Origin of the sequence: Vibrio sp. ED002 (assembly GCF_023277445.1) — a bacterium.
GTDB classification, from domain to species: domain Bacteria; phylum Pseudomonadota; class Gammaproteobacteria; order Enterobacterales; family Vibrionaceae; genus Vibrio; species Vibrio jasicida.
Genome location: NZ_CP080239.1, coordinates 170,009 through 190,609, shown reverse-complemented (window position 1 = coordinate 190,609; position 20,601 = coordinate 170,009). Strand labels below are relative to the sequence as shown.

General features: G+C 44.4%; 22 protein-coding genes. 14 read left to right on the top strand and 8 right to left on the bottom strand.

The window, feature by feature from the left end; translation table 11 throughout:
- Together ITG12_RS17665 and ITG12_RS17660 are read left to right on the top strand one after the other, a co-directional pair.
- A complete protein-coding gene (locus ITG12_RS17665) occupies window positions 1–1,653 on the top strand; it encodes a phosphoethanolamine--lipid A transferase (protein ID WP_038877701.1) in 1,653 nt (550 codons plus the stop codon).
- Window positions 1,654–1,780: 127 nt separating this feature from the next.
- The gene (locus ITG12_RS17660) at window positions 1,781–2,713 is read left to right on the top strand and encodes a Gfo/Idh/MocA family oxidoreductase (protein ID WP_038877703.1); all 933 of its coding nucleotides are present in this window, start codon (window positions 1,781–1,783) and stop codon (window positions 2,711–2,713) included.
- Here ITG12_RS17660 and ITG12_RS17655 read toward each other — a convergent pair whose 3' ends face one another.
- On the bottom strand, window positions 2,714–3,637 hold the full coding sequence (locus ITG12_RS17655) for a helix-turn-helix domain-containing protein (protein ID WP_038877705.1): 924 nt from the start codon (window positions 3,635–3,637) through the stop codon (window positions 2,714–2,716).
- Between the two features lie 120 nt (window positions 3,638–3,757).
- On the opposite strand from ITG12_RS17655, the gene ITG12_RS17650 reads away from it, so the two are divergent.
- From ITG12_RS17650 to ITG12_RS17630, 5 genes are all read left to right on the top strand, one after another.
- On the top strand, window positions 3,758–4,276 hold the full coding sequence (locus tag ITG12_RS17650; protein WP_038877708.1) for a cysteine hydrolase family protein: 519 nt from the start codon (window positions 3,758–3,760) through the stop codon (window positions 4,274–4,276).
- Window positions 4,277–4,382: 106 nt separating this feature from the next.
- Window positions 4,383–5,105 (top strand): hypothetical protein, encoded by a 723-nt coding sequence (locus ITG12_RS17645; RefSeq protein ID WP_038877710.1) that lies wholly within the window; start codon window positions 4,383–4,385, stop codon window positions 5,103–5,105.
- Between the two features lie 172 nt (window positions 5,106–5,277).
- Window positions 5,278–5,430, top strand: a complete 153-nt coding sequence (locus ITG12_RS17640) for a hypothetical protein (RefSeq protein ID WP_005535284.1) — start codon at window positions 5,278–5,280, stop codon at window positions 5,428–5,430.
- A gap of 12 nt (window positions 5,431–5,442) precedes the next feature.
- Window positions 5,443–6,657 (top strand): MFS transporter, encoded by a 1,215-nt coding sequence (locus tag ITG12_RS17635; protein WP_042600167.1) that lies wholly within the window; start codon window positions 5,443–5,445, stop codon window positions 6,655–6,657.
- A gap of 193 nt (window positions 6,658–6,850) precedes the next feature.
- Window positions 6,851–7,282: a YccF domain-containing protein gene (locus ITG12_RS17630; RefSeq protein ID WP_009704819.1), complete on the top strand. Its 432-nt coding sequence runs from the start codon at window positions 6,851–6,853 to the stop codon at window positions 7,280–7,282.
- Window positions 7,283–7,395: 113 nt separating this feature from the next.
- Here ITG12_RS17630 and ITG12_RS17625 read toward each other — a convergent pair whose 3' ends face one another.
- From ITG12_RS17625 to ITG12_RS17615, 3 genes are all read right to left on the bottom strand, one after another.
- Entirely contained in the window at window positions 7,396–8,046 is a 651-nt protein-coding gene (locus ITG12_RS17625) for a hypothetical protein (protein WP_061034497.1), read from the bottom strand.
- 87 nt (window positions 8,047–8,133) lie between these two features.
- A complete protein-coding gene (locus tag ITG12_RS17620) occupies window positions 8,134–9,090 on the bottom strand; it encodes a hypothetical protein (RefSeq protein ID WP_038877717.1) in 957 nt (318 codons plus the stop codon).
- Between the two features lie 185 nt (window positions 9,091–9,275).
- Window positions 9,276–10,211, bottom strand: a complete 936-nt coding sequence (locus tag ITG12_RS17615) for a LysR family transcriptional regulator (protein WP_054755402.1) — start codon at window positions 10,209–10,211, stop codon at window positions 9,276–9,278.
- A gap of 664 nt (window positions 10,212–10,875) precedes the next feature.
- Here ITG12_RS17615 and ITG12_RS17610 point away from each other — a divergent pair.
- Together ITG12_RS17610 and ITG12_RS17605 are read left to right on the top strand one after the other, a co-directional pair.
- Window positions 10,876–11,493, top strand: coding sequence for an NAD(P)H-dependent oxidoreductase (locus ITG12_RS17610; RefSeq protein ID WP_042604930.1), 618 nt, complete (start codon window positions 10,876–10,878; stop codon window positions 11,491–11,493).
- Window positions 11,490–13,448, top strand: coding sequence for a monovalent cation:proton antiporter-2 (CPA2) family protein (locus tag ITG12_RS17605; RefSeq protein ID WP_248874638.1), 1,959 nt, complete (start codon window positions 11,490–11,492; stop codon window positions 13,446–13,448). The genes ITG12_RS17610 and ITG12_RS17605 overlap by 4 nt, the downstream gene beginning before the upstream one ends.
- Window positions 13,449–13,499: 51 nt before the next feature.
- Here the strand turns inward: ITG12_RS17605 and ITG12_RS17600 are convergent, their stop codons facing one another.
- Both ITG12_RS17600 and ITG12_RS17595 read right to left on the bottom strand, forming a co-directional pair.
- A complete protein-coding gene (locus tag ITG12_RS17600) occupies window positions 13,500–13,793 on the bottom strand; it encodes a hypothetical protein (RefSeq protein WP_042600164.1) in 294 nt (97 codons plus the stop codon).
- 152 nt (window positions 13,794–13,945) lie between these two features.
- Window positions 13,946–14,812: a LysR family transcriptional regulator gene (locus tag ITG12_RS17595; RefSeq protein WP_248874636.1), complete on the bottom strand. Its 867-nt coding sequence runs from the start codon at window positions 14,810–14,812 to the stop codon at window positions 13,946–13,948.
- 117 nt (window positions 14,813–14,929) lie between these two features.
- Here ITG12_RS17595 and ITG12_RS17590 point away from each other — a divergent pair, with 117 nt between their 5' ends.
- On the top strand, window positions 14,930–15,301 hold the full coding sequence (locus tag ITG12_RS17590; RefSeq protein WP_248874634.1) for a nuclear transport factor 2 family protein: 372 nt from the start codon (window positions 14,930–14,932) through the stop codon (window positions 15,299–15,301).
- Window positions 15,302–15,377: 76 nt separating this feature from the next.
- Here the strand turns inward: ITG12_RS17590 and ITG12_RS17585 are convergent, their stop codons facing one another.
- A complete protein-coding gene (locus ITG12_RS17585) occupies window positions 15,378–16,514 on the bottom strand; it encodes a permease (RefSeq protein ID WP_248874632.1) in 1,137 nt (378 codons plus the stop codon).
- Window positions 16,515–16,765: 251 nt separating this feature from the next.
- Here ITG12_RS17585 and ITG12_RS17580 point away from each other — a divergent pair, with 251 nt between their 5' ends.
- The 3 genes from ITG12_RS17580 to ITG12_RS17570 all read left to right on the top strand — a co-directional run bounded on the left by ITG12_RS17580 (window position 16,766) and on the right by ITG12_RS17570 (window position 18,225).
- Window positions 16,766–17,059 (top strand): metalloregulator ArsR/SmtB family transcription factor, encoded by a 294-nt coding sequence (locus tag ITG12_RS17580; RefSeq protein ID WP_005433559.1) that lies wholly within the window; start codon window positions 16,766–16,768, stop codon window positions 17,057–17,059.
- A complete protein-coding gene (gene sigZ / locus ITG12_RS17575; RefSeq protein ID WP_038877727.1) occupies window positions 17,046–17,606 on the top strand; it encodes an RNA polymerase sigma factor SigZ in 561 nt (186 codons plus the stop codon). The genes ITG12_RS17580 and sigZ overlap by 14 nt, the downstream gene beginning before the upstream one ends.
- A 175-nt stretch (window positions 17,607–17,781) precedes the next feature.
- Window positions 17,782–18,225 carry a GNAT family N-acetyltransferase gene (locus ITG12_RS17570; RefSeq protein ID WP_038877730.1) on the top strand — a complete coding sequence of 148 codons (444 nt, stop codon included), beginning with the start codon at window positions 17,782–17,784 and terminating at the stop codon, window positions 18,223–18,225.
- 34 nt (window positions 18,226–18,259) lie between these two features.
- Here ITG12_RS17570 and ITG12_RS17565 read toward each other — a convergent pair whose 3' ends face one another.
- Entirely contained in the window at window positions 18,260–19,153 is an 894-nt protein-coding gene (locus ITG12_RS17565; RefSeq protein WP_038877731.1) for a LysR family transcriptional regulator, read from the bottom strand.
- 85 nt (window positions 19,154–19,238) lie between these two features.
- Here ITG12_RS17565 and ITG12_RS17560 point away from each other — a divergent pair, with 85 nt between their 5' ends.
- On the top strand, window positions 19,239–20,354 hold the full coding sequence (locus tag ITG12_RS17560) for a linear amide C-N hydrolase (RefSeq protein ID WP_038877733.1): 1,116 nt from the start codon (window positions 19,239–19,241) through the stop codon (window positions 20,352–20,354).
- Window positions 20,355–20,601 lie beyond the last annotated feature (247 nt).

The window sequence follows — 20,601 nt, the reverse complement described above, 5'->3', positions numbered from 1 at the left end:
ATGAAGACAATTGAATCCCCAGCTAAAGGTATATCCTACATTACCTTTACGCTTTTATTAGCCTTGTATTTCGCTCTAGTCGTCAATATCCCTATCTACAAAGAGTTGGTTCATATCTTTGCGGATCTCGACCAGGTTAAGATCGGTTTCATCATTACGATTCCAATCTTCTTCTTTGCTGCGCTGAACTTCTTATTTAACCTGTTCAGTTGGCCCTGGATCGGCAAGCCATTCTTCATTTTCCTGCTTATCACGTCGGGCATGGTGAGTTACGCAAGCTACAACTACGGCACCTTGTTTGACACAGACATGATCACCAACATCGTTGAGACAGATACCAGTGAAGCCAGCTCTTACCTGAGTACCTATTCGGTCATTTGGACTGTCATCATGGGTGTCATCCCCGCTTTACTTGTTTTCAAACTGAAGTTCAAACCACTCAAAGATCAATGGCTTCGCTTTGCGCTAACCAAAATAGTATCTATGCTGGCATCGCTGGTTGTTATCGCAATCATCGCAGGGCTTTATTATCAAGACTATGCGTCGGTTGGTCGCAACAATAGTTACCTAAAAAAAGTCATCATCCCGACTCAATACGTGTACGCGATCTCTAGCTATGTAAAAGAAAACTACTTAACGACGCCAGAGCCCTATCGTGAGATTGGCACGGATGCGAAACAATCCCACCTTGCACTAGAGCAAGCAAAAGAGAAGCCGACGCTGCTTGTCTTTGTATTAGGTGAAACGGCACGAACTCAGAATTATCAAATCAACGGCTATGAACGACAGACCAACCCATACACCAGTAAGTTGGACGTTATCTCGTTCCAAGACGTTTCTTCCTGTGGTACCGCAACGGCGGTCTCTGTGCCTTGTATGTTCTCTCAATTACCACGCCACGACTTTGATCGCAGTAAAGCTGACAACCAAGATAACGCATTGGACATCATGCAGCGCGCTGGCATTGATTTGATGTGGAAAGACAACGACGGCGGCGACAAGGGTGTTGCTCATAAGATCAATAAGATGGATGTCGCACGCGGCAAACAAAACACGCTTTGCAACGGTAATACCTGCTACGACATGGCGCTGCTAGACAATTTGGACGACCAAATCGCGAGCATGAAAGGTAACCGAGTTGTTGCACTTCACCTGATTGGCAGCCATGGTCCGACTTATTTCCAGCGCTACCCGAAAGACAAAGCGTTTTTCCAACCAGACTGCCCTCGTGCAGATATTGAAAACTGCAGTGTGGAGCAAATTGTTAACTCTTATGACAACACGATCCGCTACACAGACTTCGTGTTGGATCAAACCATTGCGAAACTGAAAACGTTGGAAGATAAATACAACACGGCGATGATCTACGTCTCTGATCACGGCGAGTCTCTAGGCGAAAACGGGTTGTTCTTACATGGTATGCCTTATGGTTTAGCACCGGATTTCCAAAAGCGTGTTCCTATGATGCTTTGGATGTCACCAGGCTTTAAACAAGCCAAACATGTCAACACCGATTGCTTGGAACAAGAAGCGCAGCAAACCGCAACGCACTCACACGATAATGTCTTCCACTCGTTGTTGGGCATTATGGATGTAGAAACCAATGCATACGACGGCGCCTTAGATATCTTTAAGACTTGCAGAACATCTTAGTCGAAAACAAATACCTAAAAGCCTGACACATTAACGTGAGTCAGGCTTTTTTATGGCATTTCACTCCCAAAAATCATTCTTGTTCCAGTTATAATATTGGTCTTGCTAACAAACAAAGTAGAACCAGATGAAAATTGGCATCATTGGCTTGGGCGACATTGCTCAAAAAGCTTACCTTCCTGTTATCACTCAAATTCCCAATGTTGAGTTGGTATTTTGTACCCGCAATGCAAACGTACTCAGCGCGCTCGCTCAACAGTATCGAATCGCAGAAACCTGCCAAGACTATCAACAACTGGTTGGTATGGGCGTAGATGCGGTCATGATTCACGCCGCTACTAGCGTTCACCCTCAAATAGCGTCTTTCTTTTTAGAGCAAGGCATCCCGACATTCGTTGATAAGCCTTTGGCAGACAGCGCTGCTGAAGTAGAAAAGCTATATGAACTGGCAGAACGCGTGAAACAGCCTCTGTATGTTGGTTTCAATCGCCGTCATATCCCGCTCTACAATCAACATATGCCGAGCATCCAGAAAGGCGAACTTTCAGGCTTGAAATCTCTGCGTTGGGAGAAGAACCGTCATCAATTACCGGGGGATATCCGTACCTTCATTTTTGATGATTTTATCCATCCTCTTGATAGCGTGAACATCACGGCCAGAGCAGATCTGAAAGACGCTTACATTACACATCAAATGGATGGTGACCAACTGGCTCGTTTAGATATCCAATGGCAGCATGGTGAGACACAACTTCATGCATCCATGAACCGCCATTTTGGAATCACCACTGAACGTGTCCAAGCGTGCTATTCAAACAAAGCAATGGAGTTTGATTCGTTTGTTGAAGGGAAACTGTGGCAAGACAATCAAGAGCAGAAGTTGAGCTTAAAAGATTGGACGCCAATGCTGACCAGTAAAGGCTTCCACTCTATGCTGTTGGATTGGTTTGAAGTCATCCAGTCAGGCAAAATCGCTTCTGAAATCGTAGCGCGTAATATCGCTAGCCACCAACTTGCCGAAGCGATTTGTCAGAATATTGTACAGTCAGTGCGTCGATAATTAAGCACTAAAACGAGCGCGGAACGCTTTGGGAGCCAATCCCATAGTTTTGATAAACACTTTGCGAAACGCGCTCGCGTCTTGATACCCAACTTGATAAGCGATGACTTCAAAAGCTAAGTTGCTCGACTCTAATAAATCACACGCCTTTTGCACACGAAGATGCTGCAGATACTGATTCAAATTCAAACCTGTCGCTTTTTGGAAACGTCTCTGAAGCGTGCGCTCAGTTAAACAACTGATCTCCGATAGAGCTTGGTTTGAAATCACATGTGAGAAATGATCGGCCATGTAGTGCTGAGCACTAAGAACGGCACTATCACCATGTTGAAAGTTAGGTGTGAATTGCTGATAAAAACGCTGCTCTCTGGCACCTGTATCGACCACCAGCATCTTTCCCAACAGACGCATCACTGCAGATGTACTTAGCTGAGAAACCAGCTCCAACCCCAAATCAAGCCAAGACATCATGCCACCAGCGGTAATGATACTGCCCTCGTTGATAAGGATGGACTCGGGCTTAAGCGTCACGTTAGGAAACCTGTCTCGGAATAACCCTGCCAACCCCCAGTGTGTCGTGCACGCTTTGTTATTCAACAAATCAGCGTGAGCGAGAACAAACGCGCCTGCACATGCAGACGCCACAACCGCACCAGCTTTGTGCTGCTCAAACAACCAAGACGTTAATGCCTCACTTGGCGAAAGGTAATATTGCTCCGCACCGCTTGGCGGCAGTATGACGACCGTGAACTCATCAGCTCGAATAGCCTCTTCTTTCCAATCAATGATGTCCGCATGAAAGCGGCATTTGACATCCAGCTCAATCGAAGCACGGTTTGCCATCTCAAACAGCTCCTGCAAACCATAGACTGATGCTTTTGAAGCCCCCGGATAGTTCACAATAGCAATGTTTATCTTGTTCATTCCAATTGTCGATTTTGGCCTATTTTTTGTCATTTTAGACACTGAGCAAGATAAAAGAAAGCACGCATAATAGCTCACATACCAAAGCAACACATTCACTGAAAACAAAAGGAAAACACCATGAGCCAAGCAGCACTTCTTGTTATCGATCTACAAAACGACTACTTCCCTAACGGTAAATTCCCGCTATGGAATACAGAAGCAACACTAAACAACATCAAGAGCGCAATTGCTAAAGCGAATGAGAAAAATATTCCTGTCATTCATATTCAGCACATCGCCGACCCAGCAATGGGCATAGCGCCGTTCTTTAATGAAGGTTCTGAAGGCGCTGACATTCACCCTGAGATCTTAACGCTAGCGCCAAATGCCGATGTGGTTATCAAACACTTTGCAGACGGCTTTGAACAAACAAACCTTGAAGAAGTACTGCAAAAACATGGGGTAACAGAGCTATTAGTAACTGGCATGATGACGCAAAACTGTGTCACTCATACTGCGATTTCTAAAGCGGCAGAAAAATACGAGGTATCAATTCTTATGGACTGCTGTACAACGGTCGATGAAATGATCCACAACATCGCACTGCACGCTGTATCAACTCGCGTCCCACTAGTAACCGCAGAACAAAAACTGTAAGCCTGCGAGCATCCACTATACTGTCTTAATTAGAACGACCCGATGCGCCACTCGTCGGGTCCTGTTGGTTGGCACTGACTCTCATTAACTCTATAGGGACAGCACAATGAAGTGGATGTCAGTTTTATCAATTATCACCTTATCGAGCGCACTCTCCGGCTGTGGAGGGAGCGATTCCTCAGATCCAGAGATTGCGGTAAGAGCTCTCAACTTTCAGACCGTTAACTTCGTCAACCAAAACCCGAGCGGTGTTTCAGATATCAGTGTTCAAGCCAACTATGGCAGCCTGCAAGAAGATATTTATTCCAATCTGCCACTTTATGGTGCGACAGAAACAGGCTTGCTGTTGATTCAAGAAAACGCCAGTACTTTTGATATCACGTTTGATTTGATTGAAACCAATAGCCAGCAAACCTTAGTCAGTGAGACACGTTCAATTGCTGTCTCTAATCCTCAAGTAATCTTTGCTTTTGGTGACGCTAACACAGGATTTTATGACCTCGTCTTCCAAGACAAGCCCGACACGAGCAGCACAACCAATACTCAAGTCTCTGTATTCGTTATGGATGCTAGCCAACTACAAGGCGGTATCAACAGTGATGTTTGGGTGGATGGGTCCCAACGGATCTTTAATCTGAGCAAAAGAACCTTGTCGAGCCAGATCATCGTAGGTGCGAATACCGCAAATGTTCCGATTGAAATCAGAGAAACAGGCACTACAACGGTGATAGACACGTGCAGTATTTCTACCGAAACCAGAGCCATCATGGTGATATTGGATCCATTGGGCAACTGTCGAGTGCTGTCTGTTTTAGATTCTGTTTTTTAAGCCAATTGTTGGTATTTTGGACACTCAATAAGGTATGCATAAAACGCATACCTTACTTCACTTTTTATCATTTGTGTCATCACAGACTTATCTCTACACTTCGCGCTCTTTTTTCTACTTGAGCGCACAATGCATGCTTTTTTCTCAAACCATTTTCGCTCAGGTGCTGAGAATGTCCGTCATGTTGGGCCTGTCATTAATCATCGTCCATAACTCACCTAAGTTATTGGAAATATTGGCAGAGCAAGCCATCAACAGCGGTTGTCATCAAACCACTGGCGACGGCGAACACCAGGATCACTCTCATCACCACCATCACCATTAATAAGAGCAAATTATGAGTATTTTCCGATTTCCAATTCTTGTTTGGCTTGGAATAGGGATTTTGATTATCTGTCTAGGGATCAGACAATCGTTCGGCATTTTCATGATGCCAATTTCAGACCACTTCCAAACGGGCCGCGAGTTCTTTAGCTTTGCTATTGCCTTGCAAAACCTGTTGTTTGGTGTGTTCCAACCATTCGTTGGTATGGCGTCAGACCGTTGGGGCGCAAAGCGTATAATCATTTTAGGTGCCATTTCTTACGCTTTAGGTCTTTACCTAACTTCCATAGCGATTGAGCCAACCATGATGTATTTGTCGCTGGGTGTGCTAGTTGGCTTCGGCTTAAGCGCGACCAGTTATGTGATCGTGCTAGGCGCAGTGGCGAAAGTTGTCCCTGCCCAACACGCTGCAAAAGCATTTGGTTTAACAACAGCAGCAGGCTCATTCGGCATGTTTGCGATGATCCCCGGTGCACAAGCGTTATTAAGTGACTTTGGTTGGCAAGGTGCGCTTCAGGTGTTTGCCGTGTTGTGTAGCTTTATGGTGATGTTTGCGTTGTTCATGAGAACAGCAAAACCACAAGCCAACAACGCAGCAAATGCTCAAGAAGATACGCAAACTCTGAAAGAAGCGTTGAAAGAAGCTTTCGCACACAAAGGTTACTGGTTGATCCACGCCGGTTTCTTCGTGTGTGGCTTCCATGTCATGTTTATCGCCACTCATTTACCAAGTTACTTGGCAGATAAAGATTTACCGGCTTCGACAGCAGCGATGGCACTGGCGTATGTTGGCATCTTCAACATCTTTGGCTCTTACTTCTGGGGTGTGATGGCTGATCGCTTTAACAAGCGTCACGTTATGTCTGCACTGTACTTGATGCGCACGGTGGTGATTGGTGCTTTTGTGACTTTACCTGTCACCGAACACACTGCAGCCATCTTTGGTGGTGCTATCGGCTTCTGTTGGTTAGGCACGGTGCCACTGACTTCAGGCTTAGTACGCCAGATTTTTGGTGCTCGTTACCTTTCAACCTTGTACGGCTTAGTATTCTTCACTCACCAAGTAGGCAGCTTCTTGGGGGCTTGGGTTGGTGGTCGCATTTACGATTACTACGGCTCTTACGATCCAATCTGGTGGTCAACGGTTGTGTTGGCATTTATCGCGGCTCTTATTCACCTGCCGATCAATGACAAACCGGTACCACGTTTGAACTTGGCAACCGCGTAATCTAAGAAGGCTCTTAACGTTGTCGTTGGGAGCCTTTTCTCTTTTCTCCCTGCAACAAGCTTTCTGTATTCCCTCAATCGAATAGGCATTCTCATCAATGATTGCTTATTTAAGATAAAGTGCGTCCATTCATCCTCTGTTAAGATTCGTGTGACATACTTAACACAACGCTATAAATCAAAAAGGGTTTTAAATGAGAACACTCGGCAACATCATCTGGTTTGTATTCGGTGGCGTATTCATGGGTTTGCTATGGTGGTTCTTCGGACTACTGGCTTTCATCAGCATCATCGGCATTCCATGGGGACGCGCTTGTTTCGTGATGGGTAACTTCTCGTTCTTCCCATTCGGCAAAGAAGCGGTTTCACGAGATGAACTGACCAATGAAATGGACATCGGTACTAGCCCGCTTGGCGTGATTGGTAACGTGATTTGGTTTGTATTTGCAGGTATTTGGTTGGCAATCGGTCATATACTTTCTGCCGTAGCATGCTTCGTAACCATCATTGGTATTCCGTTCGCACTTCAACACCTGAAACTGGCGGTTATCTCTCTGGCTCCGATTGGTAAAACAGTCGTGACAACAGAAGAAGCGGCAATGGCTCGCTACAACATCAACCGTTAATTTTGTCGCCCTCTGAGCATCCTGCTTAGAGGGTTATTCCTGTCAAAAGTAAGCCCATAATCGCCACTGCATACTCAAGAATAATTGATTGAAAGTTCATACTCCCACCTTAGTTAAAAGTTAAAATTAATACCTAGTTCTACGCTGTTCTCTTCACTTATCTTGGTCGAGCCCGGCGAAACTCGATGCTCACCAAATGTGTACTTCACATAAGGCTCTACCCATTTTGGTTTTAAAGTAATACGTACTTCGTGATTGGTTCGATGACCGCCTTCTGTGAGTTTTTTATCGTAGTTATACGAATAACCAAGCCGGATAAAATCAATCGGTGTATAGCTTGCACCAACGGTGTTTTTCCACTCTCTTTCTGTCTTTTCCAATAATGGGAATGACTTACCGATTGAGCTGGTTCTCCACTCATGAGAGCTGTTGGCGAAAACCATCCAATCATCCCCTAATGCGGTTCCGGTAAATACTCCCGCATCATACACATCGAACAGATCTGCACGGCCATAGCTCACAAATGCTTCTGTATAGAACTGTCCGAGCATCACGCCATATCCCGTCCCCAATTCTAAATACCCCGTAGAATCCACTTCAGCAGAAATGTTCCATTCTTCCGTTGCTTGTAAGTACCCTGAAGCAGTCACAATCCATTCATCATCTGTATTGGACACGTCTAAACCAAACTCTGGCATTTTGTAGTCAGCAGAAAAACACGGCACGGCAAAGAGCGCGCAAAGCAGCGTCAGAGATTTATTCATTGGAATACCTATCAGAAAGATTCGAAAAGAAAAAAGGAGCCACTTAAATCAAGCGGCTCCTTGCTACTTACCCTTATGCGATTTGGTTTACGAGCGCTCAACGCGGTCGCGAATCGCTCTTTTTATTTCCTGACGTTGCTCTTGTGATAGGGATTGAACCTTTTGTTTCAATTCTGCGCGCTGTTCTTTGGTTAATTGGTTTGTAGGCAAATTAGTGACATCTTCGATTGGGTGACTAATTTCTGGTTCGATTGGGTTAATTGGCGACGGCAGTTCAATCGGATGCATTGGAACCCCTTCAATTGGGTGGCTAATATCTGGACGGTTCGTAACTCCGGCAAATAAACGACCATCCTCGTTGCGGAATACCACCTCTGTGCCATCTTCTAAGCGCACGATGTAGTTATCCCCTTCTTTTGATGTATGACCTACAATGTCACCGTCTTCATTTCTAATCTCGCTATCATTAACGGTGTAAAAAGCACCTGAATCACCAACAACAATGTTTACAGTGTCTGTTTCATCTTTACTGATGAATACATGATTCCCATTATCACCAACGATTACTGCCGCACCTTCAAGTTCAATGATGTCACCATATGTCGGAACAACACCGCCTCCAAAGTCAGGATCTACATCTTCTTCAATAGGATGTTCAATCTTAGGTTTTACTTCTTCCACCACCAATCGACCATCTTCTACACTCAAGTGCACGAAACCCTTGTCATTCACAAACACCAACTCGTTATTGCGAACTTCGATATTACCAACCACATTACCTGAAGCATCTTTCACGACATCACCGTCGGTGAAGTACAGTTCACCACCGACATTAAATACGGTGTTACCTTCTACACCACGGATTGCGACTGTGTTGTACTCACCATTGTCGCCTTGAATTGCCATTCCATCGAAATGTTCACCTTCGAAGGTTTGTACCGATGCCACACCTGCTGGCTCACTAGGGGAGTCCGAAGAACTTGATGATGAACAACCGGCTAGAAAAGATGCTGCGATAACTGCACTCAGTAATTTAACTTTCATGATTTACTCTCTTAATTTGTCGAAATTCAGGGCTGCCTCTTGCAGGTTCTGTGGACTCCCTGCCCGATGAAGAGAAGTATATTGAACAGTGTTTTTTGGTACTAATTGCTTAAAAGAAACCCGCACTTAACGGCGGGTTATTAATAAACAGAGGTATAAGGCGTGATAACTGAGGGTTATTATTGTTACGACTCTCGCTCTAGGTGTCCGGTAATAATCTCCGTTACAATATTGCGCAACCAGTGCACCATCTCATTATGTCGATTCTTGTGGTGGTAGTAAGCCAGCAGAGACGGTTCGATCACCATACCATCGAGCTCAATATCAAGCCTACGGAGCTTATACAACTTATCGACATTCACGGTTTTAGACGCCGGAAACACCATATCTGAATTTGCGACCACATCAATAATTGCTGACGGGAGTTCCGAGCGAAACGCAATGTTTGGCTCTACCCCTTTGATCTTCATTATTTTTTCTGAAAATGAGATATTAGAGTTCCAGTCAGCGGCAATCACGGTCGCAAACTCAAGATGCTGGCAATCTGACACTCGTAGGCAATCACCTTGCAAGGGGTGGTCTTTTCGAACATAAGCACAAAACGCATCTTTTACGATTTCTTTCGTCAAGAGCTCTTTGGGAGCGTGGTTGATTTCGTAGTTCACACCAAGCAGAACTTCATCCTTAATAATTTCATCCATGGTAGAGCGCGACCAGTTCAGTAAATGAATTTGCACATTGGGTGCCGCCTGTCTGATTGCTTGAAAAATTTCGCTTGCATAGGAACTAAGGATAAAAGGAGCTAACGCAATCTTGACCGTCCCGTTCATCTCTAATGGGTTAAAGTCTTTTGAGCCATTTAACGTCATCGATATCTCATCAAGTAACGGCGCTAAGCTTTCCGCTAAATCATTCGCGTACTCGGTAGCTCGCAAGCCATGATGGGTTTTCACGAACAGCTCATCTTCGAAATGGTCTCTTAAGCGCTGCAGTGCTTTACTTACAGCCGGCTGCGAGACAAATAAACGCTCAGCGGCTCTACGCATATTGCGTTCTTGATGGAGGATAATAAACGTCCTCAACAAATTGAGGTCGAGATTAGAGAAAAGATCTTTGGCCATATTCCACATCGATAATAACTTGAGGTTATTATTCAGCATAAGAACAGATTTGTGCACTTTCCAATCTCAACCTATGAATTATTTGCACTCTCTACGCCTCTATGACGAAAAAATAACAAAGATTGAGATCTAGTTGGCGTTTATAAAATTCGAAATACGCCGTTCCGATGAACACCCTGCTCTCAGTAAACGTTAATCTGCGGCATTCTTCGCTTATCACATTCGTCAAATTTATCATTTTACATGGCTTTGAAATAAGTCGTTTTGCTCATCCCTGTATCAACTCGGATGCAGGTTTCTAGATAACTTCTTTGATGCAGGTGTGAGGATATCAAGTGTTCGCTTTTATGCGTTGATTCTCAAAAAATAGAGTAAAAAACCTAGTACATTAAACGAGATAACCCACACCAAATTTGTAGATTGAGAACTTCTGTTAAGTGCATCCATCTTTCTCTAATAAAGGAGCTGCTCAAGCGTTTATTAAGGAAGATAAAAAGCAGTGAACTTTGAAGATTTTTTATATCTCATTGAAAGTGATTTTAGCTTTTCAATGTTCAATCAGTAATGTAGATAGGTTAAGGTTTATGGGTTACAGTTTGATACAGCAACCAAAAGTCTTTCATTCTTATACCAAAAATGGTTTAGACGCATAGCAAGGATTCCTATGATAAATAAAAAAGTATTGATTCTCTTTGCGCATCCTTCCCAGCATCGCTCAGAGGTGAATACTCCCCTTTTTAAAGCAGCTAATACAATTGAAGGTGTCACTTGTGTCGATCTCTATGCCGAGTACCCGCACTTCAATATCAATATTGACCGAGAACAACAGCGTTTACGCGACCACGATGTGGTGATTTTTCAATTTCCGCTGTACTGGTATTCCACGCCAGCCATTTTAAAAGAGTGGCAGGATCTGGTTTTAGAATACGGCTTTGCTTATGGTTCGGAAGGGACAGAGCTTCATGGCAAAACCATGCTTTGTGTCTTATCCGCAGGTGGTAAAGAAGAGGCCTATAAAGCCGAAGGCTACAACCACTTCACCATCCGTGAGCTATTAGCTCCTATCGAGCAAATGTCGGCTCTGACTGGGATGAACTACATTGCTCCACTTGCATTGTTTGGTTCCCGTACCGCTCAAGAAGAAGACAGAATTCCGAAACATGTAGAGCGTTACCAAACGCTGCTTAACGCATTGGTTAAAGATACGCTTGATATCAAAGCGGCGGCATCGCTCATCAAGTTAAATAGTGCATTACCACAACTGATTAAGGAAGCATCATGACAGGGATATTCTTACAAGCTTTTGTTTACCTTATTGCCGCTGTCGTCGCCGTTCCTTTAGCAAAACGTCTAGGCTTAGGCTCGGTATTAGGTTACTTGATTGCGGGTGTGGTCATTGGTCCTATTATCGGCCTCGTAGGTGAAGAAACCACAACAATTCAACACTTTGCTGAGTTTGGTGTGGTCATGATGTTGTTCCTCGTTGGTTTGGAACTTGAACCTAAAATGCTGTGGGCAATGCGCAATCGCTTAATGGGCTTAGGTGGCCTACAAGTTGGTGGTACTGCCGCATTGATCATGGCAATTGCCCTGTACTTTGGCCAATCGTGGACCATAGCATTAGCGATCGGTTTGATCTTCGCGCTTTCTTCCACCGCGATTGTTCTGCAAACCTTTAGCGAGAAAGGACTGACCAAAACAGAAGGTGGCCAGAACGCGTTCTCGGTGCTGCTTTTCCAAGATATCGCCGTGATTCCAATGCTGGCGTTTATTCCGCTATTGGCACTGCCAGAGTTGGTAGAACAAGCGCAATCGGCAGCGCAAGCAGCTGCAGAACATCATGAAGAACTTAGCTTAGTGGCTGGACTTCCTGGCTGGGCTTACGGTCTCGTGATTACGGCTTCTATTGCTATCGTCGTTGTTGGCGGACATTTCCTAAGTCGTCCACTGTTCCGCTACGTAGCAAGCTCTGGCCTACGTGAAATCTTTACTGCAACAGCATTAATGCTGGTGATCGGCATTGCGGCATTAATGAGCCTAGTGGGTCTGTCTCCGGCTCTGGGTACGTTCTTAGCGGGTGTGGTTCTGGCGAACAGTGAGTTCCGCCATGAGCTGGAATCAAATATTGAGCCGTTTAAAGGCTTGCTGCTTGGCCTGTTCTTTATCACGGTAGGTGCTGGCATCGACTTCTCAGTGCTGTTCAGCGACTTTGGTTTGATCATCGGTCTAACGCTTGGCGTGATGATTCTGAAAGCAGCGATTCTATTCACACTTGCGTTTATCTTCCGTATCAAAGGCAGTAACCGTTGGTTGTTTACTTTGAGCTTGGCGCAAGCGGGTGAATTCGGCTTTGTGCTATTAAGCTTCTCGGTACAAAACCACGTAATCCCATTCGAGCTTTCACAAACACTGGCATTGGTTGTTGCGATCTCTATGTTCCTAACGCCTGGTCTATTCATTCTATTTGATAAAGTGATTCTTCCTCGCTTTGAAAGTGAATCGAATGAGCGCGAAAGTGACACCATTGAAGAACAAGGTACCGTCATCATTGCAGGTATCGGCCGCTTTGGTCAGATCGTAAACCGCTTGTTGGTATCTAATGGCGTGGAAACGGTTGTACTCGACCACCAAGCAAGCCAAGTCGACAACATGCGACAAATAGGTACTCGTGCCTACTTCGGGGACGCTATGCGCCCGGATATGCTACATACCGCTGGCATTGAGCACGCTGCCGCGATTGTCGTAGCCATCGACAATCAAGAAGCGAGTGTTGAACTGGTCAAATACGTCAAGCACACGTATCCGAAGGTGAAAATCATTGCGCGCGCCTTTGACCGTGGACACAGTTACTTACTTCGTCAAGCAGGCGCAGATATTATTGAATCTGAAACCTATCATTCAGCTTTGGAGATGGGCGGTCATGTTATGAAATCACTGGGCATTCACCCGTTCTATGTAGAGCAACAGAAAGCAACCTATAAACGCGTGGAAGACCGAAAGTCTGACATGTTATACGAAGCATGGGCAGACGATTCTGAAGGAGAGCGTTACGATAACAACTTCCGTCAACTGTTTATCCATCTTGAAGAAAAGATGGCTGAAGAGATGCAAAAAGATCGTCACGATAAGCTCTCCCGTTCAGAACGTGGATGGACACCGCCACCAAAAGGGTATGCGGATGACTTCAACGAAGAAAACGTCCAAGAGCTGCATCCACCAAAAGAAGACGCTCAATAAACGCGAAAACCTCCCACTGGGAGGTTTTTTATTGCCGGTGAAAAAGCAGAGCTACATGAGATCACTCATCAATGTCTCATACTCTTCGTTCGCCTCATCCACTAAATGCGACAGTTCTAATGCGTCGGTTTTCGCTAGGTTGAACTGCCACGGAACGGTGTCTTCTTTCCCGCAAATACGCGTTTGAGTGCCACTACTTTCAAAAGAAAGATCATCAAACTCGGTGGTGTGGTGTTCATGAAGCTCGATAATTTCAACTTCCAATTTACCGACGGGATTGACTTCAACATGGGCGTGTAAATCTGGGCTATTCGATAAGCAATACTCTCGATGAACTGCAATCATGGCTGCCTCCTTGGTCTGCCAACTGACAACTCATCAAATAGTGTAGACGAGGCATTTTGAACGTGGGGTGAAATAATAATGAAGATTGATCCTGAATAAAAATTCATCAATTCTAATTCCAAACCAACTCTGAATGTTCGACCCGATAACCGTCAGTTTTTACATAAAATTACCTCTTCAATGCGCGATTCAATCGCCTTTATTGCTAATGTCACTGCCATCGGCACATGAGCTTGGTAGGGATGCAATACATAAATTGGGTTCACCTTTGACGCTTTCGCACCGGGAACTGGTTCAAGAAACGAGTTCGACTCCAACATAAAATCAGGCAAGAGCCCAACGCCTAACCCCATTTCTAAAAGACTGGCCACATCAAAGACGGTATTCGCTCGGTGCTTCACTGGATATTTAATTTGATGTCCCAGCTCCTTGGAGGCAAACACATGGACCACAGGTTCAAGCTGCCAATGTTGAGCAATATAAGGCGCACTTTCAAAATCAGTATGCGCTCCTTTCGCACGACACAAGACGTCACAAAACTGCCCTACTTTGCGCTGCTTAATGTTTGAATCGCCAGAAGCCCCTACTCGTATGGCAAGATCGATATCCTGCTGAACAATATCCACATGCTTATCATCACTGATCAAATTTAACTGCACATCAGAGTGAGCAGCAAAAGCACTCGTTAAAGCAGGCAACACTATCGAGCGCATTAGTGCATGTGGCGCAGTGACGGTAAGCCTTCCCGTTGGCACTTGTTTTAACTCTGTAGCTTCTAACCACGCGGCTTCTGCTTGTTTTGTCATTTGCGCGCACTGCTCGTAAAAGCGTTCGCCCGTCGAGGTCAGAGTTTGCTTTCTGGTCGTACGTTTGAGTAAACAAGTATCCAGCTCTTGCTCTAGTTGCTTCAAAGCAGAGCTCAACACTGACTTAGAAAGCTCTAACTTATCTGCAGCTTTGGAAATTGAACCACACTCGACGATATGAACGAACAGAGACATCAAACGCAGCTTATTCATCGCCCTTCCTTATTGTTCTTTTTTACAGAACATTCAATTCTTATTACTTTGTTTTTCTATCTCAATTCTAACCCTATGATCACTCCATAAACAAACACCAATCACAGGATATTCAGGATGACTCAATCAGTTTTAGAACGCGCTCAAGCAGGCATCTCAGCATGGCAAATCGCTTTCAACAATCAAGACGCTGCGGGCTGTGCAGCACAATACGCAGAAGACTGCATTATGGTAGCTAAGCCATTTGGCACTTTTGAAGGGCGCGAAGCAATCCAAGCATTCTGGCAAAACATCATAGACCAAGGCTTTAACAGCGTGGACTACACCAACACTAAATGGGAAAAAGACAGCGAAAATGGCTACATTCTTACTTCAGATTGGACGATGAACAAGGCGTTTGGTGTCGTACACAAAGAGTTATGGGAAATTCAAGAAGATGGTTTGTCTCGCCTAACTTACGATGAGTTTGAAGTGCTTGGCGAGCGATAAGCTTTAAGTCTTTCAGAATAAAAAAATCCCCAAGCCGAAACTTGGGGATTTTTGTTTTTCAGTTTACTTAATTAAATTAAGCAAAGATGAAGGTGTATAGGTAACCTGCGCCCATTGCCATCGTTAAGATAACGAATAGGAAGGCTGCAATCATTTGGTTCTTAAAGATTGATTTCAACAAAATCACTTCTGTAAGACTTGCGCCTGCGCTACCAATGATAAGTGCCATTACTGAACCCAGTGCCATACCTTTTTGTACTAGTGCCGCACTTAGTGGAATAACTGCCTCTGCACGGATGTACAATGGAATACCAATAATTGCTGCTACTGGAATCGCGTACCACTTCGCTTCACCTGCGTACTCCGCGATAAGATCCGTTGGGATGAAACCGTAGATGAATGAACCAATCGCAATACCCATCATTAGGTAAGGGAATACTTGTTTAAAGTCTTTCCAAGTTGAATGCCAAATACGTACCCAGCGGCTAGGCTCTTTTTCTTCCACGATTGTCGCTGTTGCACTGCCGTCTGATGAGCAGCAAGACACTTCTACTTTAGGCTCTGCTTTTGGCGCGCTATCACCACAACAAGATGTTTTCGCTACCACAGGCGTTGGTTCACTACAGCATGATGTTTTTGCTGCAACTGGTGCAGGTTCGCCACAAGTGCTAGTACCACAGCTTGATGCAGGTTTCGCTTGTTCTTTTTTCTTGCTTGAATCACCGCAAGATGTACCACATGAAGAGGGGCCTACTGCTTCGTACGCTTCTGGTTTTACGTAACGTTCAAAGCCTAGCTTTTCAAGTACATAGCCTGCAACCACAGACACTGTCATCGCGATAGCAAAGTAGAATACCGCTACTTTCCAACCAAAGGTCACTACAAACAAACCAATGATTACGGGGTTAAGCAGTGGACTTGCAAATAGGAACACCATCATAGGTCCAAAACCTGCTCTTGCACGCAATAGACCTTTCAAGAAAGGAATGGTCGAACACGAACAGAAAGGCGTAATCGAACCTAATAGCGCAGCAATGAAGTAACCTTTACCCTTTTTCGAGCTCAGGATAGATTGGATTTTTTCTGGCGTTAGAAAATCTTGCAACACACCCACGATGTAGCTAATCGCTAGGAATAGGATGATAAGTTCGGTTGCTAGAAACGCAAACATATCAAGCGCTTCCTTAGCCATGGTCATGATTTCTGGATTCATATTGATTCTCCTACTGATGTCACATCAGTAACTGTAAATTTCCTAATGAAGCTGAACTCTTCATTTCTACTTTTCTCGAATTATAGAATTAAAAATCGATGCGTCAACCATTATATTTCGATAAATATCGAAATATAATTTAAAGTCTTAATAATCAATTAATTAACTAAGGGATTTTTCTTGTTTGCTATTCACCCACACTTTCACTATCATCGAAATGTATTTATCGTCTGTCATTCCAAGAGGTCAGTATGGAACTCGAAGCTGTAGCAAAAGCGCTCAAAGAGCTAGGACACCCTACCCGTTTATGTATCTATAAAGAGGTGGTCAAAGCAGGCTATGAAGGAATCGCGGTTGGTGGCGTACAAGATAAACTTGGTATTCCAGCCTCTACCCTTTCTCATCACATTTCGAGCCTAGCCTCAGCCGGCTTAATCAGTCAGCGTCGTGAAGGTCGTACTTTATATTGTGTTGCCGAGTATGAATGCTTAGATACGGTTATTGGTTTCTTGCGTGACGAGTGTTGCATCAATGAAAACTGCTAACCTCGAATCAATTTGGAGCGAATACGAACACGCTATTCATGCGTTCTTGCGCTCTAAAGTCAGCAATGAAGATGATGTAGACGACTTAAAACAAGAGATCTTACTTAAGACTTATCAAAACCTTGCGGATATTCGTGATGTATCTAGCGTCAAATCTTGGCTCTTCCAAATCGCTAATAACGCCATCATCGATTTCTACCGTAAACGTGCTCGAAATCAGCGTGATAATGACCTCGTTGCTAACGATCTTTGGTTTGAAGAGCAAGAATCAAACCTGAAACAAGAACTGTCAAAGTGCATTGCGCCGTTTGTGCAAGCATTACCAGATGAGCAATCGCAACTGCTCTCTTCTATTGAGCTTGAAGGCATGAGCCAGAAGAAGTTGGCCGAAGAGCAAGGTATCAGCTACTCAACCCTCAAATCGCGCGTACAGAGAGGACGTGTCGAATTGAAAAAGCTATTTGAAGAATGTTGTAGTTTCTCGTTCGACAAACAAGGTCGTATGACAGATTGCAACCAAAACGGTACTTCTTGCGATAGATGTTAATCCCTCGCTGAATTCCCACCTCACAATGAACACCGATAGCTTGGCGGCTCGTTATTGAGTCGCCTATCCATGAACTCAATCACAGCTTTATCTCTTCATCCGCTCTCTCATTTGCTATCTTGCTGAATAGTAAGCTTTACTTTTTCTGCTTTAAGGAAGAAGGAAACTCATTTTTATGATCTCATTAAGAGAACTCACCAAAGAAAACTATCTAGATTGTATTCGTCTCAATCTTCACCCAGAACAAGAAGAAAACCTTGCCGCCAACGCGATTACGATTGCTCAGTCACGCTTTGAAACCGACTACCGATTGAAAGTGATTTATGAGCAAGAGACGGTGATCGGTTTGCTTGCGTTTTGCCATGAAGACGAGCCGCTTGATTACTCCATTTACTGGCTGTTCCGCTTTATGATCGACAAAGATCACCAGAACAAAGGCTATGGAAAGCAAGTACTTAGTTTGCTCGTTGAAGAAGTGAAACAACTTGGCGGGAAAACCTTACTCACGATGCATAAACCCTCCAATCAGCAGGCAGGCCAGCTATATCGTGCTTTCGGATTTCAAGAGAATGGCGTACTCGATGATGGTGACATCTCACTACGATTAGTGCTTTCTTAATCCAGTACGAATCCAAAATGGAGAATTCTGGCTTTTACACCTGTTTATCAAACCATTCGGTCACCAACGCCACCAGCTTTTGATGTACGGGGCTTAACGTATTGCCTCGCTTTAGTAGCACATAGCCAGCACGACCTTCGTTTGCCATAAAATCGATGTTTAACGGGACAAACTCGCCTTTCTCATCATGAGCTTGCACTAAATGATGAGGAAGCAAGGCAAAGCCATCATTTTTCAATAATCGCATCAACACATCGATGTTACTGATTCGAGAAATGTTTGGTGACATCACCTGTTGATTACCAAGTGCACTGGTGCTGAAATTCTCTGCAATGTATTGATGATGTGACGCAAGATCCTGCAGAGTCACCACGGGTTTCTGCGCTATTGGGCTTTTCTGATGCGCATAGAAGGTAAACCTTGGATAGCCCAAGTTAATAAAAGACATCCCTTCGGTTGGGAACGCTTTGCCGCTGTTAAGTACCACCGCAAAATCCGCTTGTTTCGCCATAAGCATTTCTAACGCTTCATCTCGGCTGCGATGTAACCAATGAATCGCTGTACTCTTGTATTGCTTACGCAAAGACAGATCGATGTCCGCGATGGCATCACACGGTACCGACATGTCGTGACAAATCGTTATCTCCGGAACATCCCCTTGAGAGTAGCTGTCGCAAGAAAGCTCTAAAGACTGCATTTGGTAAAGAATATGCTTGGCTTGGGTAAGTAACGTCGTTCCTACTTCCGTCAAGACTGGTGTTCTTCCTTTACGTTCAAACAAGGTCACATCCCAATCAATTTCGAGATCGCTGACTTGGTGATGCAGCGTCGCTCTGTCTTTCCCGATTACCCTTGCGGCTTGGCTAAATGATCCATGCTCTGCGACAGCGACAAATGCAGTAAGTTGGTCAAAACTGGCTCTGGGCATTGGAAGGTCCTCAAACAATAAACCTGTTTATCTTAGCTCAATCTAAACTGTCTTGTTGCAAAATCTACAACATAACTGAGATTACATGGTGAATATTAAACGTAATAATGACCTCGTATTGAAACGTTACGAGGGCAATTCAATGAAAGGTTTTAGCAAAAAAGTACTTCTAGCAGCATCAGTCGCAATGGCAGTTGGCAGCATCTCTACTGCAGCAAATGCGTGTTCACGTTTGGTTTGGGAGACTCAAGACCACGGTGTATTTGTCTCTCGTACTATGGATTGGATGGAAGCCAATCAACCAACCATTGATGTTCGTCACGCAGGCCAAACATACCGTGGCTACGATAAAGACGATGCGCTTACGTGGACATCGAAATACGCTTCTATCGGTGTAAGTATTTACGGCGTGGGCACTATTGATGGCTTTAACGAGAAAGGCTTTGCGGCGAATGCCCTGTTCTTGGATGAAGAAAACCCAGGCGCACCACAAGCTGGCAAACAACAAATCGAAAACTCGCGCTTTGTCGCCTATTTGATTGATAGCTTTGCATCCGTTGATGAAGCATTGAAGAATCTAGATTCAATCCAAATCCAACAGTTCAGCCACAATGGCATCGAAATGAAGGGGCATTATTCATTAGAAGACGCAAGTGGTGACTCTGCTGTATTGGAATACATCGACGGCGCTTGGCAAGTGCATCATGGCAAACAATATGACGTGATGACTAACAGCCCAGAGTACGCGCAACACTTGAAAAACTGGCAAGAAACGCAACCCAAAGCGAAGAGTGATGTGAATGGTGAGTTCCCGATCCCGGGTAACATTAATTCTGCTCAACGCTTTATCTGGAACAGCTACATGAAGGACCAGCTTAAAGAGCCTAGCAGCTACACCAATGGCATTGCGAAACTCGACAGTGTGACCTACAAAATCCCATTGGATGCGGCAAACCGCCCAGTAAATGGCGAAATGCGTGGCTATGCAACCATCTATGGTTTGGTGTACAACCTAGACCAAAAAGTGATGAACGTGCGTTACCAGTATGACGACAGTTACACGCAGTACTCAGTGGACTTTAACAAGTTGAATGACGGACATAACTACACCATCAAAGCCGATTTACCGGATCTGTTTGGTGACATTTCATCTCGCTTAGAAAAAGGCGATGGCGTCATGGGTCAACACTTAGTGAAATAGCTTAAACAGCAGAACTTGAAAGGTGTTTGGACAAACATCTACCAAAGGCGCCGACTTACTCGGCGCTTTTTTTATACTCACAGCACATAAATAAGATAATAACTCAATTTGGATTACATAAGTTTATGAATATGAGAACAAATGATAATTTTTGAAAGCATTGCCTTAAGGCTAATATACGTGGAACAAAATGAAGATTTCCAACTATTCTAACGTTATTAAGCCATATAACTCGGTGCTTTATGCC

Bases quoted from the DNA above. Each gene is read 5' to 3' on its own strand.
- ITG12_RS17650 (WP_038877708.1), top strand. From the start codon at position 3,758: ATGAGCCAAGCAGCACTTCTTGTTATCGATCTACAAAACGACTACTTC.
- ITG12_RS17655 (WP_038877705.1), bottom strand. From the start codon at position 3,637: ATGAACAAGATAAACATTGCTATTGTGAACTATCCGGGGGCTTCAAAA.
- ITG12_RS17635 (WP_042600167.1), top strand. From the start codon at position 5,443: ATGAGTATTTTCCGATTTCCAATTCTTGTTTGGCTTGGAATAGGGATT.
- ITG12_RS17585 (WP_248874632.1), bottom strand. From the start codon at position 16,514: ATGAATCCAGAAATCATGACCATGGCTAAGGAAGCGCTTGATATGTTT.
- ITG12_RS17590 (WP_248874634.1), top strand. From the start codon at position 14,930: ATGACTCAATCAGTTTTAGAACGCGCTCAAGCAGGCATCTCAGCATGG.
- ITG12_RS17565 (WP_038877731.1), bottom strand. From the start codon at position 19,153: ATGCCCAGAGCCAGTTTTGACCAACTTACTGCATTTGTCGCTGTCGCA.
- ITG12_RS17665 (WP_038877701.1), top strand. From the start codon at position 1: ATGAAGACAATTGAATCCCCAGCTAAAGGTATATCCTACATTACCTTT.
- ITG12_RS17625 (WP_061034497.1), bottom strand. From the start codon at position 8,046: ATGAATAAATCTCTGACGCTGCTTTGCGCGCTCTTTGCCGTGCCGTGT.
- ITG12_RS17645 (WP_038877710.1), top strand. From the start codon at position 4,383: ATGAAGTGGATGTCAGTTTTATCAATTATCACCTTATCGAGCGCACTC.
- ITG12_RS17600 (WP_042600164.1), bottom strand. From the start codon at position 13,793: ATGATTGCAGTTCATCGAGAGTATTGCTTATCGAATAGCCCAGATTTA.
- ITG12_RS17620 (WP_038877717.1), bottom strand. From the start codon at position 9,090: ATGAAAGTTAAATTACTGAGTGCAGTTATCGCAGCATCTTTTCTAGCC.
- ITG12_RS17570 (WP_038877730.1), top strand. From the start codon at position 17,782: ATGATCTCATTAAGAGAACTCACCAAAGAAAACTATCTAGATTGTATT.
- ITG12_RS17580 (WP_005433559.1), top strand. From the start codon at position 16,766: ATGGAACTCGAAGCTGTAGCAAAAGCGCTCAAAGAGCTAGGACACCCT.
- ITG12_RS17595 (WP_248874636.1), bottom strand. From the start codon at position 14,812: ATGAATAAGCTGCGTTTGATGTCTCTGTTCGTTCATATCGTCGAGTGT.
- ITG12_RS17610 (WP_042604930.1), top strand. From the start codon at position 10,876: ATGATAAATAAAAAAGTATTGATTCTCTTTGCGCATCCTTCCCAGCAT.
- sigZ (WP_038877727.1), top strand. From the start codon at position 17,046: ATGAAAACTGCTAACCTCGAATCAATTTGGAGCGAATACGAACACGCT.
- ITG12_RS17615 (WP_054755402.1), bottom strand. From the start codon at position 10,211: ATGGCCAAAGATCTTTTCTCTAATCTCGACCTCAATTTGTTGAGGACG.
- ITG12_RS17660 (WP_038877703.1), top strand. From the start codon at position 1,781: ATGAAAATTGGCATCATTGGCTTGGGCGACATTGCTCAAAAAGCTTAC.
- ITG12_RS17560 (WP_038877733.1), top strand. From the start codon at position 19,239: ATGGTGAATATTAAACGTAATAATGACCTCGTATTGAAACGTTACGAG.
- ITG12_RS17605 (WP_248874638.1), top strand. From the start codon at position 11,490: ATGACAGGGATATTCTTACAAGCTTTTGTTTACCTTATTGCCGCTGTC.
- ITG12_RS17630 (WP_009704819.1), top strand. From the start codon at position 6,851: ATGAGAACACTCGGCAACATCATCTGGTTTGTATTCGGTGGCGTATTC.
- ITG12_RS17640 (WP_005535284.1), top strand. From the start codon at position 5,278: ATGTCCGTCATGTTGGGCCTGTCATTAATCATCGTCCATAACTCACCT.